Raw genomic sequence first — 17371 nt, forward strand, 5'->3', positions numbered from 1 at the left:
TTAAGATGGCGGAGGAAATAAAATTATTTAAGGTTAAAATCGATAACATCTCTGTGGAGGTGGAACCCGGTACAACCATACTGAATGCGGCCCGGAAGATAGGAGGAGAGGTAGTGCCGCCGGCCATGTGTTACTATTCCAAACTGCAGGGCAGCGGCGGTAAATGCCGTACCTGCCTGGTAAAAGTATCCAAAGGTTCCGATGCCGATCCACGCCCCATGCCTAAACTGGTGGCCAGCTGCCGTACTACTGTAATGGATGGTATGGAAGTAGCCAACATCACTTCCCCGGAAGTACTGGATGCTCGTAAAGGAGTAGTGGAATTCCTGTTGCTCAATCACCCGCTGGATTGCCCGGTATGTGATCAGGCCGGGGAATGCCACCTGCAGGATCTGAGTTACGAACACGGCGCCGACAGCACCCGCTACGAATTTAAACGCAGAACTTTTGATAAAGTAGATCTCGGTGATCATATCAAATTGCACATGACGCGCTGCATCCTTTGCTACCGCTGCGTGTACACCGCTGATCAGCTTACCGAAAAACGCGAACATGGCATCCTGGGCCGTGGTGATGCTTCTGAAATCAGCACCTACATCTCCCAGTCGCTCGATAATGACTTCATCGGTAACGTCATTGACGTTTGCCCGGTAGGGGCCTTAACCGATCAAACTTTCCGGTTCAAAAACCGCGTATGGTTCCTGAAACCGGTAGATGCACACCGCAATTGCGAAAATCCAAAATGCTGCGGTAAAACTGTGCTTTGGATGCGCGGCGACGAAGTATTCCGCGTAACCGCCCGTAAAGATAAATACGGCGAAGTGGAAGACTTTATCTGCGATGTTTGCCGCTTTGATAAAAAAGAAGCAAAAGACTGGATCATTGAAGGTCCACGCAAAATAGAACGTAACAGCGTTATTTCCCAGGGGCATTACGTGAATACTGTAAAACCTAAAGATCCGCTGGTGGATGTATTGGACGGAAGACAACCCAAACTGTTGTTTAATATTCACTCTGAAAGCCAGGTAAACAGACCGGACATTGATTTGTCGAAGATCGACGGCCCGGCTCACTCTGATGATTTTAAGAAGTAACAATCGTAATTACGTGTAAGTATGACCTTATTAAGCATAGATTGGTTTTTTATAATTGAAAAAGTACTCCTGATATCAGGGGTGCTGGTACTTTCATTGGTAGTGGCCATGTATTCTACCTGGGGTGAAAGAAAGGTGGCAGCCTGGATCCAGGACCGTTTAGGTCCAAACCGCGCCGGTTTTATGGGATTGCTGCAACCACTGGCAGATGGTGGCAAACTCTTCTTCAAAGAAGAAATTATTCCTACCAACGCCAACCGCTTTCTTTTCGTGCTGGGCCCTTCCATCGCGATGTTGGTGGCTTGTATGACCAGTGCCGTGATTCCCTGGGGCGATACCCTGGTAATTGCCGGCCGTCCTGTTTCCCTGCAGATAGCAGATGTGAACATCGGAATCCTTTTCATCTTCGGCGTAGTGAGCATGGGTGTGTATGGTATCATGATTGGCGGCTGGGCTTCCAATAATAAATACTCTTTGCTGGCATCTGTACGTGCCGCTTCGCAGATCATCTCCTACGAACTGCCAATGGGACTGGCCCTGATCGCATTACTGATGCTGACCGGTTCCCTGAGCTTAAAGGATATTGTGGAACAACAGCGTCATGGTTTATGGAACGTAGTATATCAGCCATTAGGCTTCTTCATCTTCCTGGTATGCGCTTTTGCTGAATGTAACCGCGCTCCCTTCGATTTACCGGAAGCAGAAAACGAATTGAACGGTGGTTATCACCTGGAGTATTCTTCCATGAAGCTGGGTTTCTTCCTGTTTGCGGAATATATCAACATGTTTATCAGTTCTGCCCTGATCTCTACCATGTACTTCGGCGGGTATGCCTTCCCGTATATGGATCAGCTGGGACTGGATCCGAATATGGTCACCATCCTCGGATTTGTGGCGCTGTTCCTGAAAACACTGTTTTTCATTTTCTTCTTTATGTGGGTGCGCTGGACCGTTCCGAGATTCCGTTACGATCAGCTGATGCGTTTGGGCTGGAAGATCATGATTCCGCTGGCACTGGTAAATATGCTGATCACCGGGGCACTGGTATTGGCACGTCAACATTAATATTATCTGATTAAAATACACACCAAACGTGTGGATTAAATAAAGCATTCATTATGCAAGCATTAACTAACAGGGCGAAAGCAGTAGACCGCCGGCCGATGACATTCGCCGAGAAGATGTACATCCCTGCTATTGCCAAAGGTATGGGGATCACTTTTAAGCACCTTTTTCAGAAGAAAGCTACCGTTAGTTTCCCTGAAAAGACACGTGATTTCAGTCCCGTATTCCGTGGTTTACATGTACTGAACCGGGATGAAGAAGGCCGTGAAAGATGTACTGCCTGCGGATTGTGCGCAGTAGCCTGTCCTGCTGAAGCCATTACCATGGAAGCAGCGGAAAGGAAAGAGGGAGAAGAGCACCTGTACAGGGAAGAAAAGTATGCAGCGAAATATGAGATCAATATGCTCCGTTGCATTTTCTGTGGTTTTTGTGAAGAAGCTTGTCCCAAAGATGCAGTGTATATGTCTGAAACTTTTGCTCCTGCAAACTATCAGCGTAAAGGTTTTATCTACGGAAAAGATGATCTGCTGATTCCTCATCCGAAAGAAGGCAAATAATATTATTCACAGCGCACATTTAGCTAAAAATACAATAGTCAAACATAGCAGAGATGGGAATGAGTATACAACAAATAATTTTCATGGTGCTGTCGGTCGTGGCGCTGGTATCAGCGTTGGGCGTGGTATTGAGTAAGAATCCTGTGACGAGCGTGTTGTGCCTGATCGTAACATTCTTTACCATAGCCGGGCACTATATTATGATGAATGCCCAGTTCCTGGCAGTAGTGCATATCATTGTATATGCAGGGGCCATCATGGTATTGTTCCTGTACGTGCTGATGCTCATGAACCTGAATGCTGACCTGGAACCGCAGAAACGCAACTGGCTGAAGTACGCCGGCGCTATCAGCGGGGGGGCTTTACTGGTGGTACTGGTAGCTGCATTACGCGATGCCAGCATGCCGGCATTGAGCACAAATGCTACTGATATCGGGTTAATTAAAAATCTCGGTATGATCCTGTTCAAACAATATGTGGTGCCGTTTGAAGTGAGCAGTATTTTGTTCCTCAGCGCAATGATCGGCGCCGTGGTAATTGGTAAAAAAGAATAGTAATACGGATTATCTGTTGTAATTCGTAATTCCTAACCCGTAATTTATTTTATGCCTGTTCAATATTACATATTCCTGAGTATCGCCTTGTTCTGCATAGGTGTGATGGGTGTACTGATGCGCAGAAATGCGATTATTATTTTTATGTGCATAGAGCTGATGCTGAATGCAGTAAACCTGTTGATGGTGTCATTTTCCAAAATGTGGGCAGATGCAGGACGGGTAGATGCAGGGGCTGCACAACTCTTTGTATTCTTTATTATGGTGGTAGCGGCTGCGGAAGTAGCAGTAGGACTGGCTATAATTACTATGGTCTACAGAAACACACATTCAGTAGATATTAACATTCTTAACAGGCTGAAAAATTAATAATTCTGCTTTCTTAATTATTAAATTTTTCGACGTCGTAAATAGAATTGATAAATGATTAATCTAGTTTGGCTGGTACCATTTTTACCATTATTGGGTTTCCTGGTGAATGGATTGGGACGCAGATTTTTATCCAAGTCCCTGGTAGGATTTGTTGGCAGTGGCGCAGTTCTGGCGTCCTTTGTGATTAGCTTATTAATATTCCTGGAAGTTAAAGCCCCGGGATTTTCTGCTCAGACAGTACACCTGTTTGATTTCATTTCTGTAGGCTCCCTGCAGATTCCTTTCGCCTTCCAGGTAGATCAGTTAAGTGCCTTGTTCCTGCTGGTGATCACCGGCGTAGGTACCCTGATCCATATCTATTCTACTTCTTACATGCATGAGGAAAGTGACGAAAGCTTCGCAAGATATTTCGCTTATCTCAACCTGTTCGTGTTTTCCATGTTGATTCTGGTGCTGGGCGCTAACTACGTGATGATGTTCATTGGCTGGGAAGGCGTTGGTCTTTGTTCCTATCTCCTCATCGGTTTCTGGTTTAAAAATACCAGCTATAACAATGCTGCTAAGAAAGCATTCGTGATGAACCGCATCGGTGACCTTGGTTTCCTGATTGCCATCTTCTTCATGATCCTGCAGTTTGGTACGGTTACTTTCCCTGATGTGTTTGCCAAAGCGGCGCCGCTGGGAATGAACAATGGCGTTATCACCGCTATTGCCATGCTGATGTTTGTTGGCGCAATGGGTAAATCAGCACAGATTCCTTTATATACCTGGTTACCGGATGCGATGGCTGGTCCAACCCCGGTGTCTGCCCTGATCCACGCTGCTACCATGGTTACCGCCGGTATCTATATGATTGCACGCAGCAACGTGATTTATACACTCGCGCCGCATATCCAGACAGTAATCGCGATCATCGGTCTGGCTACTGCCCTGTTTGCAGCTTCTATTGCTTTAAAGCAAAACGATATTAAAAAAGTACTGGCTTATTCTACGGTGAGCCAGTTAGGTTATATGTTCCTTGCCCTCGGTGTGGGCGCTTATGGAGCGGCTGTGTTCCATGTAATGACACACGCCTTCTTCAAAGCCCTCCTGTTCCTGGGTTCCGGTTCCGTGATCCACGCAATGGGTGGCGAACAGGATATCAGGAAGATGGGTGGCCTCAAAAAATTCATGCCTACTACTGCATGGACGTTCCTGGTAGGATGCCTGGCGATTGCAGGTATTCCCGGTTTCTCCGGCTTCTTCTCCAAAGATGAAATCCTGGCACAGGCATTTGCCAACAACCCGGTATTATATGTACTGGGCCTGGTAGGCGCACTGATGACTGCCTTTTATATGTTCCGCTTATACTACATCACTTTCACCGGTAAATTCCGTGGCACACACGAACAGGAGCATCACCTGCATGAAAGTCCTTCTGCTATCACCATTCCTTTGGTAATCCTGGCAGTGCTTTCCGTGATAGGTGGCTATGTTGGTTTACCCGAAGTATTTGGAACAAAGAATATGCTGGCCGAATACCTGGCGCCGGTGTTTGCACCATCTGCACCTTTTGCAGTGGAACATCACCTGTCGCATGGTACAGAATGGTTGCTGATGGGTGTGAGCAGTGTGCTGGTGATTGTATTTATCCTGCTGGCGCGTCAGAAATTTACGAAGTTTGAAGATGCGGGTACAGAAAGTACTGGTTTGGCAAAAGTGCTCGAAAACAAATGGTATATAGATGAACTGTATGATACTATTATCGTAAAACCATTGTATGAATTGTCCCGTTTCTTCCGTGATACGGTGGAAAAGGCGGGTATCGACAAGCTGGTGAACGGTGTAGGCCGCGGTGTACAATGGGGAGGTCAGCAGATCCGCCTGGTACAAAACGGGCAGGTAGGTTTTTACATCTTTGCCATGGTCATCGGTATGATCGTATTATTTGTGATCGGATTCTTATTATAAACCAATAGCAGAAGTTACAAGCGCAGATAAATTATGTTGACAGTTTTATTAATATTGATTCCTTTCATAGCGGGCCTTATTGCATTTGGTCTGAAGGGGGCCGGGCCAAAAGTGCTGGGCATGATCTCATCGCTGGCAACAGTGGTGTTGGCAATTGGATCGTGGTGCCGCTTTCGTACTGCTCCCGACAGCCTGAACTTTGTTGCCGACTGGATTCCGCAGCTGGGAAGTCAATTCCGTGTTGGATTAGATGGAATGGGTGTGATGCTTTGCTTACTTACAGCGATTGCTTCTCTGCTTGTTTTCATTACTATTTATAACCGCAACTACGAAAAGGCCAATGCCTTTTATGGTCTGATGTTATTATCGCAGGCTGGCTTAACTGGTGTATTCACCGCTTTCGATGCCCTGCAATTTTACATATTCTGGGAACTGGCCCTGATACCTGTTTATTTCCTCTGCTCTTTATGGGGTGGTGAAAAACGGATCGCCGTCACCTTTAAATTCTTTGTATACACTTTCCTCGGTTCGTTGCTGATGCTGGTAGGTATTATCTATATCTACTTTCAAACACCGGATCATTCCTTCAGCTGGGCCTCCTTTACAAGTGCGGCATTGAATCCGGATGACCAGAAATGGCTGTTCTGGCTGTTCTTTGTGGCATTCGCCATCAAGATGCCGGTATTTCCATTTCACACCTGGCAGCCGGATACTTACGAGCAATCGCCCACTCCTGTTACCATGATCCTTTCCGGTGTAATGGTGAAAATGGGTTTATTTGGAGTGATCCGCTGGCTGCTGCCGGTAGTGCCACAGGGCGCTGCCATGTGGTCTGATGTAGCTATTGTATTATGCATCATCGGTATCATTTATGCTTCCTGCATTGCGATGGTACAAAATGATCTGAAACGCCTGATTGCTTACTCTTCCATTGCCCACATCGGTTTGATGTGCGCTGCTATTTTCGCCAACAACGAACAAAGCCTGCAGGGGGTAATGGTACAGATGTTTAACCATGGTATCAATATCATTGGTTTGTGGATCATCGTGGAAGTAATTCAGAACCGCTTAGGGATCAAAAATCTCGACCAGATGGGGGGCATGGCACAGAAGGCGCCACGCATGGCTATTTTCCTCGTTATTATCAGTCTGGCTAACATCGGTTTACCACTGACCAATGGTTTCATTGGTGAGTTCCTGATGTTCAGCGGATTGTTCCAATATAATCACTGGTTTATGGCATTTGCCGGATTAGGTATCATTCTCTCTGCTGTATATACCCTGGGTATGATTCAGAAAGTGATATTTGGCGAAGGAAATGAATTAACCGAAACTACTACAGATCTGCAGCCGGGTGAAACGCTGGCACTGAGCCTGGTGGTGATCATGATCATAGTATTGGGCGTTTATCCCAAACCTATGCTGGATCTGGTGAGCGGCACGTCTGATGTGGTAAGTAAATTATTCTGATCTTCAGCCAAAAACTGAATACCGGAATGGAAAAATTTGTAACGGGGTTTTGTAACGCAAAAATATGAATGCACTAATTTCTACTGCTTTATCGGGCGTTGTACTGATGTTTGTTGGTTTATTTGTACGCAATAAGCAGCATATTAAATTTTTTGCCATCGCGGCCATCCTCATAGCATTTATTGCTAATCTGGCGCAATATCCGTCTGTAGAGCAGGGCGGGTATATCATGTATGGCATGATTGAAGTGACCAAATTTGGTGTGTTGTTCAACGCTGTAGCATTGGGCGCCACTTTGTTATATTTCCTGTTGTCGGGCAGTGAATTTGAAAAGGTAGGAGAACATGTAGCTGATTATTTCGCCCTGGTATTCTTTATCCTGGCGGGTATTTCGCTGGCTACCTCGTTCAGTAACCTGCTGATGTTGTTCCTGGCGATTGAAATTATGTCTATCCCGCAATATATTCTCGCGGGAGCAGATAAGAAAAGCCTCAAAAGTAATGAAGCATCCCTGAAGTATTTCCTGATGGGATCTTTTTCTACCGGTATCCTGCTCATGGGTATTACCCTGATTTATGGCGCCGCCGGCACTTTTGATATTGCAGCATTAGGACTAGGCGCAGAAAGCGTGCATCCGTTGGCGTTATGCGGTATCATCCTGATGGTATTTGCCCTGTCTTTTAAAGTATCTGCAGTACCATTCCACTTCTGGACACCGGATGTATACGATGGTTCTCCCACTGTATTCACTTCCTTTATGTCTACCGTAGTAAAAGCAGGTGGATTTGTGGCTTTCCTGCGGATGTTCCACACCAGTTTTGCCGGTGGCAGCATCAGCGGACACTGGACACTGATCCTTTCTATTATCACAGCGGCGACCCTGATACTTGGTAACTTCAGCGCAGTTTTCCAGCAGAGTGTAAAACGGATGCTGGCTTATTCCAGTATTGCGCAGGCGGGCTTTATGCTGTTCGCAGTAGTGGCTATGAATAACAGGGGCGCACAGGGAATTATCCTGTACTCCGCCGCTTACAGTATTGCCACTATCGGCGTGTTTGCGGTACTGATGAAGCTGAAAGATTATACCTTTGAAGGATTCAACGGCCTGGCCCGCAAGGAGCCTTTGCTGGCGGCAGCGGTGGCAGTGTTCCTGTTTTCCCTGGCTGGTATCCCTGTTACAGCTGGTTTCTTTGCAAAATATTTTGTTTTAGCCGCGGCTATCGAACATGGTCATATTTTATGGCTGGTGATCATAGCAGTATTGTGTGCTGCTATCAGCGTGTACTATTACTTCCGCGTGATCATTGCCATGTATTTTAAACAGGGTGAACCCGAAGTAGAACCTGTTTCAGGCGGTTTTAAGGCTGCCCTGATCCTGGCCATAGCACTGGTGCTGGTATTGGGCCTGTTCCCGAACCTGTTATTATGCTGGATGTAAAAGCTGTGAGCTTATAACATAGGGAGAAGACCGAAGCGATTTACCTGATCCGCTTCGGTCTTCTCTTTTATACTGATCGCCGTTACCCGCCGTTCATCCCAAATTGAATGGATTAAATAGCTATATTACGTTAACTTTATAGGTAACCCGTTATTATGCAATCAAGAGATATTTTTTCCCTGGCATACCGTTCTGTAACCAGCAACAAGTTGCGTACTGGTCTTACTGTGTCCATCATTGCATTGGGTATCACGGTACTGGTAGGTATTCTTACGGCGATCGACAGTATGAAGAACAGCATCTACAGCAGCTTTGCGAGCATGGGCGCCAACAGTTTCTCCATCCGTAACCGGGGGATGCAGGTGCATATCGGGGACGACAACAACAAAGCTTCCAAGGGAAACAAGCATGTAAAAAAGGTAAAAAAATCCAACAGCAATAAAATTATCCGTTACCAGGAAGCAGTGGCCTTCCGGGACCGTTATCACTTCCCGGCTGTGGTGAGTGTGTCTTTCCAGGCCACCGGTATTGCCACGGTATACAAAGATGATAAGAAAACGAATCCCAATGTACAGGTGATAGGGGGAGATGAACACTACCTGCAGATTTCCAATTATGAGATTTCACAGGGAAGGGATTTTAACCAGCTGGATGTTCAGTCCGGCAGAAATGTGGCTATTCTTGGAATTGATGTGGCGGAGAAACTATTTGGTAAACAGCTTAAAAATGTGGTGAACAGTACGATCCGCGTGGGAGACATCCGGTACCGCGTAGTAGGGGTACTGGCATCAAAAGGCAGCAGCAAAATGATGAGCGCCGATAACGTGGTGATCACCACGGTGAACAATACCCGCAGGGTATTTAACCGGCCCAACGCCAGTTACCAGATAGCAGTAGCTGTAAAAGATATCAAACAAATGGACGCCGCCCAGGGAGAGGCCACAGGCCTGTTCCGTATTATACGCGGATTGAACATTAATGAAGAAGATAATTTCGAAATCAGCAAGAGCGATAGTATTGCAGAAATGCTTTTTTCCAGTTTGGGCAAAGTAAACCTCTTTGCTATTGTTATTGCCTTTATTACGCTCTTTGGTTCTGCTATTGGACTGATGAACATTATGCTGGTATCGGTAGCCGAAAGAACCCGCGAAATAGGTGTTACCAAAGCGTTGGGAGCCACTAGTCACGTGGTGCGTACCCAATTTCTGTATGAGTCTATTATTATCAGTGTAATGGGAGGGGTGATCGGTGTAATTATGGGCATGCTCCTGGGAAATATTGTTTCCGTATTACTGAGCTCTGCTTTCATTGTACCGTGGTTCTGGATCATTATTGGAGTAACTATCTGTGCTGCAGTAGGGCTCGTTTCAGGTTTATATCCTGCCTATAAGGCTTCCAAATTAGATCCGATTATAGCCTTGAGATACGAATAATATTTTATTATCTTGTTGTTTTCCATGTTCATGTAAAACAACAGCTGTATGCCCTTATTAATTGTTATTGCGGCCATCCTCTTGCTGGTAATACTGGTCGCCTGGTGGCGTTTAAATACTTTCCTCTCTTTCCTTATAGTGTCTTTGCTGATGGGACTGGCGTTACATATGAACGTAACAGACATCACGCAGTCTATTCAAACAGGCATAGGTAAAACGTTAGGGTCCCTGATTGTGGTGATTGTTTTCGGCAGCATGCTTGGAAAGCTGGTGGCGGAAAGCGGCGCCGGGCAAAAGATTGCCGGAGGTTTAATGAACCTGTTCGGACCAAAGTATGTGCAATGGTCGTTGATGCTCACTGGTTTTATAGTGGGGATTCCCTTGTTTTACAATATCGGGTTTGTGCTGATGGTACCCCTGATCTTCACCGTGGCGGCACGTACAAAGTTACCGGTGGTATATCTCGGTATTCCTATGCTCGCGTCTTTATCAGTAACGCATGGATACCTGCCGCCGCATCCCTCTCCAACTGCGTTGATACAGCAGTTTCATGCCAACATGGGGCTTACTTTGTTGTACGGTGTTATGGTGGCTATTCCGGCTATTGTGCTGGCGGGACCGGTATTTTCGCGTTTCCTGAAACACTACACCAATCCCCCGGGAAAAATGTTTGTGGCGCCACCGATTCCTGAGGAGCAGTTGCCGGGTATGTTTGTGAGTCTCTTTGCTGCGTTGTTACCGGTATTTTTACTGGCGGTGACGGCTTTGGTAAAGTTATGGATACCTGAAGATACTTTTCTTTTCAGACTGGCCAACTGGCTGGGAGAGCCGTTGATAGTGATGTTGCTGGCAGTGTTGAACGGCATGTATTTATTGGGATTGAGAAGAGGAATGCCCGCAAAAAAAGTAATGGTAGTAATGGATGATGCTGTGCGGGATGTAGCCGTTATCATCCTGGTAATAGGCGGCTCCGGTGCGCTTACGCAGTTGCTGCACGACAGCAAGGTTAGCAGTTACATTGCTACCACGCTTCAGAATATGCACCTGCACCCGTTAATCCTGGCATGGGGTATTGCGGCTATCATCCGGGTGTGTATAGGATCTGCTACTGTAGCAGGACTCACAACCGCCGGGATTGTAGCGCCTATGATTGCTGCATCCGGTGTAAATCCGAGTCTGATGGTACTGGCTACCGGTGCGGGCAGCCTGATGTTTTCCCATGTAAATGATGCCGGTTTCTGGATGTTTAAGGAATACTTTAACTTGTCTGTGAAAGACACTATTAAAACCTGGTCGATAATGGAAACTATTGTATCAGTAACAGGTTTAATTGGCTGTTTGATCCTAAGTTTGTTTGTATAACGTGTATGATTATACGTAGTATAGTTTAAATTTCTCTGCATGGAATGGTGTCAACTTACAAATGCTGCGCAGATTGATTCTCCGGCAATTGTTATTTATAAAGACAGAATAAAGGATAACATCTCATTGCTAAAAACAATGATCGATGACATACGACGGTTACGCCCACACGTAAAAACGAGTAAGATCGCTGAGGTAATACAGCTGATCATGGAAGAGGGAATAACGCGTTTTAAGTTTGCCACCATTGCCGAAGGAGAGATGCTGGGGATGGTAAATGCAGCTGATGCTTTAATGGCTTATCAGCCGGTGGGACCGAAGATTGTGCGTTTGCTGGAACTGGTACAGAAGTATCCGCATACCGTTTTTTCCTGTGTTACCGACAACGCTGATGCTGCCCTGGCTATCAGTACTGTTTTCGCTGCGCAGGGGCGCCGGTTGCCCGTATATGTGGATCTTAATGTAGGAATGAACCGCACCGGTATCAGGCCCGGGCCCGACGCGCTGGAGTTATACCAATATCTTAACACTTTGCCGGGAGTAGTGCCTGTAGGGTTACACGCATACGACGGTCACCTGCATGATACGGATATGGATATACGAAAACGGCGTTGTGATGAAGCATATGCACCTGTTGCTGCACTGGCAGCGGCTGTAACAAATAGTGGGTTACCACAGCCGGAGATTGTTGCAGGTGGCACACCCACGTTCCCGGTACATGCAGCAAGGAAAGGTATCACTTGCAGTCCGGGTACTTTCATTTTCTGGGATGCGGGTTATGCAGCCAACCTGCCGGAGCAGCCGTTTAAATGGGCTGCGTTGGTAATCAGCCGCGTGATTTCTGTTATCGATGAACAGCATATTTGCGTTGATCTCGGGCATAAATCCGTAGCAGCAGAGAATCCGCAGCCACGGGTGCAATTCCTGAATGCACCGGCAGCAGAACCTGTATCGCAGAGTGAAGAGCACCTGGTATTGAAAGTAGCGGATGCAACCCAATATCCCGTTGGCACAGTGTTGTATGGAGTACCAAAACATATATGCCCCACCGTGGCGCTATATGAAAAAGCATATGTAGCGGAGCGCAATGCGGTGGGCGCCAACTGGCGTATCGTAGCGCGCGACCGGCAGATTATTATCTGAGGACCGCGGATGTTGTCTTTCTCGCTGATTACGCTGATTATACTGATTACTTTGATTTTTACTTTTGGATTTTTTTTAGATTTTTAGATTCAATAATAATTAAGGGAGATAAGAGCGAATATATCCGCTTCTATCTCCCTTAATCCTTTATAAAATCCAAAAGTAAAAATCAAGTAATCAGTATAATCAGCGTAATCAGCGAGAAAGACAACATCCGCGTTGCTCAGTAATATAATTGCGACAAAACATTTGTGTCGTCGAAGGATTTAGGTTTTAGCCCCAGGAACTCTGTGTATTGTGTGAGTGTTAGCAGGGGTTTCAGCTTTGCATGCAATCCATTTTGCATACTGTTCATCTTGGTAGTATAAGCTTTCAGGTTACTTTGTTGCAGTGGTTGGATATTGACTTTTTGTCGCAGGTAATTAGTCACGATATTAAGTAGTTTGGGCTTTTGCGTTTCGGTAAGGATCAACGATTTATCCAGTTTGCTCACGATTGAACTGGCAGTTCCCTCCACATTCATGGTAGGCGCCTGAAATCTTGTATTAACTGGGGAGAGCGCGGCAAAAGCGGTATAGCAACAGGTGAGTGCTATTAATAAACCAGCGGTGAACAGTTTTTTCATGAGCGTGGATTTGATATGCGATATCTCACTAAATATACTAAATACTGTTATTGCATTACCATTTTTACATAGCGTATTTGTGTATTTCCTTCCTCGTCTATTGTAATGTATTCAGATAGAATGGTTTTGTTATTGATCCAGTGTACCAGGCCCGGACCCCAGTCGTCGAGGCTGGCTTCTCCCACGGCTTTTATGTCGTTACCATTTACAGAAAACAGTTGAAACCCATTAGGATCAAAAGCGGCTACGAGGTCCATTGATGCGGTGATGATATACTTTTTATCCGGTGAAACGGCGGGGGCCGACCAGGTTACCATAGAATCGCCATTCAGGGTATTTACCAGCTCAAAGGCACTGCCTTCGTAGTAGGTAATAAAAAATCCTTTTCTTTTGATAGCTGGATAACTGCCGGCATAGGTATAGCCGATATAATCTTCGCCGTCGTTGTTGTTATTCGCCATGATCTTTTGCTTTCCATTTTCCAGCTGGATGGTTAGTTTATTACCTTCCCTTTTTACGAGGCTGTCTTTTGCCAGTACATCTGCTTCGCTGGAATCCGGGGGAGCAAGCGGAAATTTATCGAAATCTGTTTTTTCGATAAAGTACACGAAGAAGGTTTTATTACCCAGCTGAACGGTATCATCGGGAGTTTTATTAATAGCAGGCGGTGTGGAATCGTTGGCAGTGGCGTTGGTGTTAACTGCTGTTTTGTTTTTGCAGCTCAATATCATTATTGCGCATACACACAGCAGAAACCATAACTTATTCATCATCTTTTGTTGCATTTAAGTGTACAAATGTAAGTATTTAGAATTTCGGAAGAGGTTTAGCGGGTAAGTCTTTCCCCATCTGCTTTTGTCAGTGTAAAAAAGAAAAGATACCCGGTAAGGGCGCCGCTCAGAAAGCCAGCCAGGTGCGCTGCATTATCCACTCCTTGTGAAACCGCAGCAGCGATTACATTTAATGCTATAAATAAACCAATATAAGCCAGAAACGCTTTCCTTATCTCCGCCGGGAAGAGGGGAGTGGTGAGCAGCGCCAGGAATACACCGTAAATACCAAAAATAGCACCGGAAGCGCCTACACCCACTGCGCCTTTATGATACCAGATGCTGACATAGTCGGATATTAATCCTGTGATCATATAGGCAAGGCCATAACGGAAACTACGCAATACCGGTTCCAGGAAAATGCCTCCAATAAACAGTCCCAGCATATTTGTGAAAAGATGGCCCATTCCTGCATGCAGGAACATGCTGACGAACAGCCGCCAGTACTGCTGTTGCTCTATGGTCAGTGACCAATAGTTGGCGCCGGCATGCAGCAGGTGGGTTCCATCTCCCCACCATATATTCATTCCTGTTAGTATGGTGTAAAGAAATACGAGTACGTTTATGCCGATCAACACCAGTGTAACCGGCATCGCCTTTAATCGGTCTGTGATTTTCATCTCCTAAAAGTTAATGAAAAATCCCCAATTGCGCGTTATTCGTATTGATATTCAAGTGCAAAATGGTTGTCGCTTCCCAATTTGGTATATCCTTCACTGTGTAAATGCACCCAGGCGCCAGCCGGATATTGGCGGCCGCCGTTGAAATAGTAGGCATATTGAACAGTGGTAGTGCGGTCATATTCGAATAAACCTTGCTGGCAGCGTGTTTTTTCTTTTTCTGTAATCTTGATAAGAAAAGGATTATGGGTATTCAGGTGCAGAAAAGTGTCTGATAAGTCACCCTGGGGAGAAAGGTTAACGACCGGAGCCACAGCATGACTGAGCAGCAACTGATTGGCCAGGGGATGCAGGGGGTTAATAGAATCTTCGCATTCGTATTTTGCAGTTCTCAAAGTAACTAAGGTATCTTCTTTTTTGCCTGAGAAACTATCGATACAGATATCTTTTCTTACAGGGTTTGCGGCATCATAATTCCAGCTGACTGCCTGTGTGGAATCGGAGTACTTCATGGCAGCGGGTAACCCGTTCTTCCAGCGAACATTGGCAACGCGGAGCAGTTGTTCCTTTGCATCAAAGTATTGTACGGTAGCGATGTTACCATCTTTATCCCAGGAAGTGACTTTAGCGCGCTCTTTTACTGCTGTGACGTTATTTTCCCGGTTGGATAATACCATTCCGGTAATCCGGTGGGAATGATCATAGGAAAAAGTGCTGATGGTATCGTTTAATGGCCGGTGATGTACCAGTTCAGCGAGATTGCCCTGCTGATCATACCGGAAGGTATACTGGGGCATGCTTTCTCCCTGGATGCTGATGGTGGTCAGCCGGGGAAGTCCGGGCCTGTGATTCCTGGTGCTGCAGGCCGAGGCGGTAACAACAACGATAAAGAAGAAGATAATTTTTTTCATACTCATGGCGGAATATTGGTATGAAAATACTAATAAGATTTGAGTTTTTCGGCGGTGGATTGGGTTAGTTGGCGAAAGCAGGAAAGGATATAGTTCTTCAGGTTGTTTTTCGAATGAATAATGATAGAAAAATAGATATCCATATCTGCGGTATGAATAGATTCGTTGTATTTTTCAATCGTATCTGTTTGCCGTTGATGATACCATAATTCGAATATCCTCATTCTGCTTTTTTCCCGGGCATCGGCACTATCGCACACAAAAAGAAAACCTTTTCCGGGTGAGTCGTCAGATAATCAATGATAATATTGGAAATAGTGACCCGCACCCTCTTATCAAAAGGCGTTTTCCTTAAGGGATTAGATATCATATCAAAACCGAGTGTATGCACATCAGCTGAAAATTCAGGATATGCATCAAAGTATAATGACTCATCTAGCATATATACACTATATACAATGCCGGAATCGGTAGTGAATAAATAATCTCCTTCTTTTAGCTGGGAAACGTTATAGGAACTTAACAAACTTAAATCCTTTAGCTTCTAATTCACTTAAGCTTTTTCCGCTTCGGATATGCTCATGAATTATCTTTTTGTCTGCTATCATTCTTTTTAAAATAGCGACAAATTTAGGATCAGGTGTTGATATGTGTTTTGCTGGTTTCATTGTGGTTACATTACAAATATAACCAAATCTATCAACAACTCAGTTGCCATTCGTTAATGAAACATAAATGCAATCATATTGATACAAAAAAAATCCCGGGCTGATTCAGCCCGGGACTTTCTTCTTTCCAAACAAGTTGGAATATTACTCAGCTACTACTTCAAATTCCAATTCGGTTTCGTTGCCTTTACCGAAATCGAGGCGAGCTTTGTAGGTACCCAGTTCTTTAACATCATCCAGGATGTGGATGCGGCGACGGTCAATTTCATAACCTTTCTGTTCTTTAATTGCACGGGCAATCTGAACACCAGTTACGCTACCGAAGATCTTACCGGATGTACCGGTTTTAGCGCCAATTTTAACAGGAGAAGCTTTCAAACACTTCTACTACTTTCGCAATTTCAGCCAGCAGTTTCTCTTCTTTCACTTTCTGCACTTTCAGGCGTTCCTGAAGCTGCTTCATGTTGGAAGGGCTTGCTTCTACCGCAAATTTCTGAGGAATCAGGAAATTCCTGGCGTAACCATTTTTTACGCTAACCAGTTCATTCTTCTGACCCAGGTTATCTACGTCTTGTATTAAGATAATTTGCATAACTTCTTACTTTAAAAGGTCAGTAACATAAGGCAATAAAGCCATTTGACGAGCTTTCTTAATAGCCTGGGCTACTTTACGCTGAAATTTCAGGGAGTTACCCGTAATACGACGTGGCAACATCTTGCCCTGGTCGTTCAAAAATTTCTTCAAAAACTCCGCGTCTTTGTAATCTACGTACTTGATGCCCAACTTCTTGAAACGGCAGTATTTCTTCTGACGTTTCTCGGTTTTTACGGCCGTTAAGTACTTGATTTCTTGTTTCGGTTTAACTGCCATAGTTTTAAGCTTCAGTGGTTTTAGATTCAGCATTTACGCCATGTCTTTTGCGACCGTTGTAAGTAACAGCGTGCTTGTCCAGCGCAGTAATCATGTGACGTAATACATTTTCATCGCGATTCAGCTGGATTTTCAGCTTCTCATTGAGGTCGGATGGCGCATTGTATTCCAGAACAACATACATTCCTGTAGTCTTCTTCCGGATAGGATACGCCAGTGATCTTAATCCCCAGGGATTTTCGTGCGTGATTTCTCCGCCGTTATCTTTAATGATATCAGCGAATTTCTTTTGGGCGGCTTTGTAGTCGTCCTCAGAAAGCACAGGGGTAAAGATCACCATCAATTCGTAGTTCATAATTCCCTGTTTTAAATGGTTTAATTAAAAAATTAGGACCGCAAAGATACTGA

At 45.2% G+C, this 17371-nt stretch carries 21 protein-coding genes; 11 read left to right on the forward strand and 10 right to left on the reverse strand.

Features of this window, described 5'->3' with window-relative positions; genetic code table 11:
* Window positions 1–5: 5 nt before the first annotated feature.
* The 11 genes from QFZ51_RS07350 (at window position 6) to QFZ51_RS07400 (ending at window position 12438) form a co-directional block, all read left to right on the forward strand.
* The gene (locus tag QFZ51_RS07350) at window positions 6–1094 is read left to right on the forward strand and encodes a 2Fe-2S iron-sulfur cluster-binding protein (RefSeq protein WP_370909276.1); all 1089 of its coding nucleotides are present in this window, start codon (window positions 6–8) and stop codon (window positions 1092–1094) included.
* Window positions 1095–1115: 21 nt separating this feature from the next.
* Window positions 1116–2159 carry an NADH-quinone oxidoreductase subunit NuoH gene (gene nuoH / locus QFZ51_RS07355; protein ID WP_370909277.1) on the forward strand — a complete coding sequence of 348 codons (1044 nt, stop codon included), beginning with the start codon at window positions 1116–1118 and terminating at the stop codon, window positions 2157–2159.
* A gap of 53 nt (window positions 2160–2212) precedes the next feature.
* Window positions 2213–2716 (forward strand): NADH-quinone oxidoreductase subunit NuoI, encoded by a 504-nt coding sequence (nuoI, locus tag QFZ51_RS07360; RefSeq protein ID WP_370909278.1) that lies wholly within the window; start codon window positions 2213–2215, stop codon window positions 2714–2716.
* A gap of 59 nt (window positions 2717–2775) precedes the next feature.
* Window positions 2776–3270, forward strand: a complete 495-nt coding sequence (locus QFZ51_RS07365) for an NADH-quinone oxidoreductase subunit J family protein (protein WP_370909279.1) — start codon at window positions 2776–2778, stop codon at window positions 3268–3270.
* Window positions 3271–3321: 51 nt separating this feature from the next.
* Window positions 3322–3639 carry an NADH-quinone oxidoreductase subunit NuoK gene (gene nuoK, locus QFZ51_RS07370; RefSeq protein WP_429044720.1) on the forward strand — a complete coding sequence of 106 codons (318 nt, stop codon included), beginning with the start codon at window positions 3322–3324 and terminating at the stop codon, window positions 3637–3639.
* A gap of 54 nt (window positions 3640–3693) precedes the next feature.
* On the forward strand, window positions 3694–5592 hold the full coding sequence (gene nuoL, locus QFZ51_RS07375) for an NADH-quinone oxidoreductase subunit L (RefSeq protein ID WP_429044722.1): 1899 nt from the start codon (window positions 3694–3696) through the stop codon (window positions 5590–5592).
* A gap of 33 nt (window positions 5593–5625) precedes the next feature.
* Window positions 5626–7062 carry a complex I subunit 4 family protein gene (locus tag QFZ51_RS07380; protein WP_429044723.1) on the forward strand — a complete coding sequence of 479 codons (1437 nt, stop codon included), beginning with the start codon at window positions 5626–5628 and terminating at the stop codon, window positions 7060–7062.
* Window positions 7063–7126: 64 nt separating this feature from the next.
* Entirely contained in the window at window positions 7127–8500 is a 1374-nt protein-coding gene (locus QFZ51_RS07385) for an NADH-quinone oxidoreductase subunit N (RefSeq protein WP_429044725.1), read from the forward strand.
* 155 nt (window positions 8501–8655) lie between these two features.
* A complete protein-coding gene (locus tag QFZ51_RS07390; protein ID WP_429044726.1) occupies window positions 8656–9933 on the forward strand; it encodes an ABC transporter permease in 1278 nt (425 codons plus the stop codon).
* Between the two features lie 48 nt (window positions 9934–9981).
* Window positions 9982–11295 carry a gluconate:H+ symporter gene (locus QFZ51_RS07395; RefSeq protein ID WP_429044728.1) on the forward strand — a complete coding sequence of 438 codons (1314 nt, stop codon included), beginning with the start codon at window positions 9982–9984 and terminating at the stop codon, window positions 11293–11295.
* Window positions 11296–11334: 39 nt separating this feature from the next.
* Window positions 11335–12438, forward strand: a complete 1104-nt coding sequence (locus tag QFZ51_RS07400; protein ID WP_429044730.1) for a D-TA family PLP-dependent enzyme — start codon at window positions 11335–11337, stop codon at window positions 12436–12438.
* A gap of 223 nt (window positions 12439–12661) precedes the next feature.
* Here the strand turns inward: QFZ51_RS07400 and QFZ51_RS07405 are convergent, their stop codons facing one another.
* The 10 genes from QFZ51_RS07405 to rpsF all read right to left on the reverse strand — a co-directional run bounded on the left by QFZ51_RS07405 (window position 12662) and on the right by rpsF (window position 17318).
* Window positions 12662–13063, reverse strand: coding sequence for a hypothetical protein (locus QFZ51_RS07405; protein ID WP_429044732.1), 402 nt, complete (start codon window positions 13061–13063; stop codon window positions 12662–12664).
* Between the two features lie 47 nt (window positions 13064–13110).
* Entirely contained in the window at window positions 13111–13836 is a 726-nt protein-coding gene (locus QFZ51_RS07410; RefSeq protein ID WP_429044734.1) for a hypothetical protein, read from the reverse strand.
* Between the two features lie 53 nt (window positions 13837–13889).
* Window positions 13890–14513, reverse strand: coding sequence for a rhomboid family intramembrane serine protease (locus QFZ51_RS07415; RefSeq protein ID WP_429044736.1), 624 nt, complete (start codon window positions 14511–14513; stop codon window positions 13890–13892).
* A 35-nt stretch (window positions 14514–14548) separates the two neighbouring features.
* Window positions 14549–15424, reverse strand: a complete 876-nt coding sequence (locus QFZ51_RS07420; RefSeq protein WP_429044738.1) for a hypothetical protein — start codon at window positions 15422–15424, stop codon at window positions 14549–14551.
* Window positions 15425–15453: 29 nt separating this feature from the next.
* On the reverse strand, window positions 15454–15684 hold the full coding sequence (locus QFZ51_RS07425; protein ID WP_429044740.1) for a DUF6169 family protein: 231 nt from the start codon (window positions 15682–15684) through the stop codon (window positions 15454–15456).
* Between the two features lie 249 nt (window positions 15685–15933).
* Window positions 15934–16092: a hypothetical protein gene (locus tag QFZ51_RS07430; RefSeq protein ID WP_429044742.1), complete on the reverse strand. Its 159-nt coding sequence runs from the start codon at window positions 16090–16092 to the stop codon at window positions 15934–15936.
* Window positions 16093–16236: 144 nt separating this feature from the next.
* Complete coding sequence (locus QFZ51_RS07435) at window positions 16237–16470, reverse strand: 50S ribosomal L9 C-terminal domain-containing protein (RefSeq protein ID WP_429044744.1); 234 nt, start codon at window positions 16468–16470, stop codon at window positions 16237–16239.
* Window positions 16451–16684, reverse strand: a complete 234-nt coding sequence (gene rplI, locus QFZ51_RS07440; RefSeq protein WP_429044746.1) for a 50S ribosomal protein L9 — start codon at window positions 16682–16684, stop codon at window positions 16451–16453. The genes QFZ51_RS07435 and rplI overlap by 20 nt, the downstream gene beginning before the upstream one ends.
* A 6-nt stretch (window positions 16685–16690) precedes the next feature.
* Window positions 16691–16963, reverse strand: coding sequence for a 30S ribosomal protein S18 (gene rpsR / locus QFZ51_RS07445; protein ID WP_079470050.1), 273 nt, complete (start codon window positions 16961–16963; stop codon window positions 16691–16693).
* A gap of 4 nt (window positions 16964–16967) precedes the next feature.
* Window positions 16968–17318, reverse strand: coding sequence for a 30S ribosomal protein S6 (gene rpsF, locus QFZ51_RS07450; protein ID WP_227024404.1), 351 nt, complete (start codon window positions 17316–17318; stop codon window positions 16968–16970).
* Window positions 17319–17371 lie beyond the last annotated feature (53 nt).

Source organism: Chitinophaga sp. W3I9 (assembly GCF_050434025.1).
Lineage (GTDB): Bacteria > Bacteroidota > Bacteroidia > Chitinophagales > Chitinophagaceae > Chitinophaga.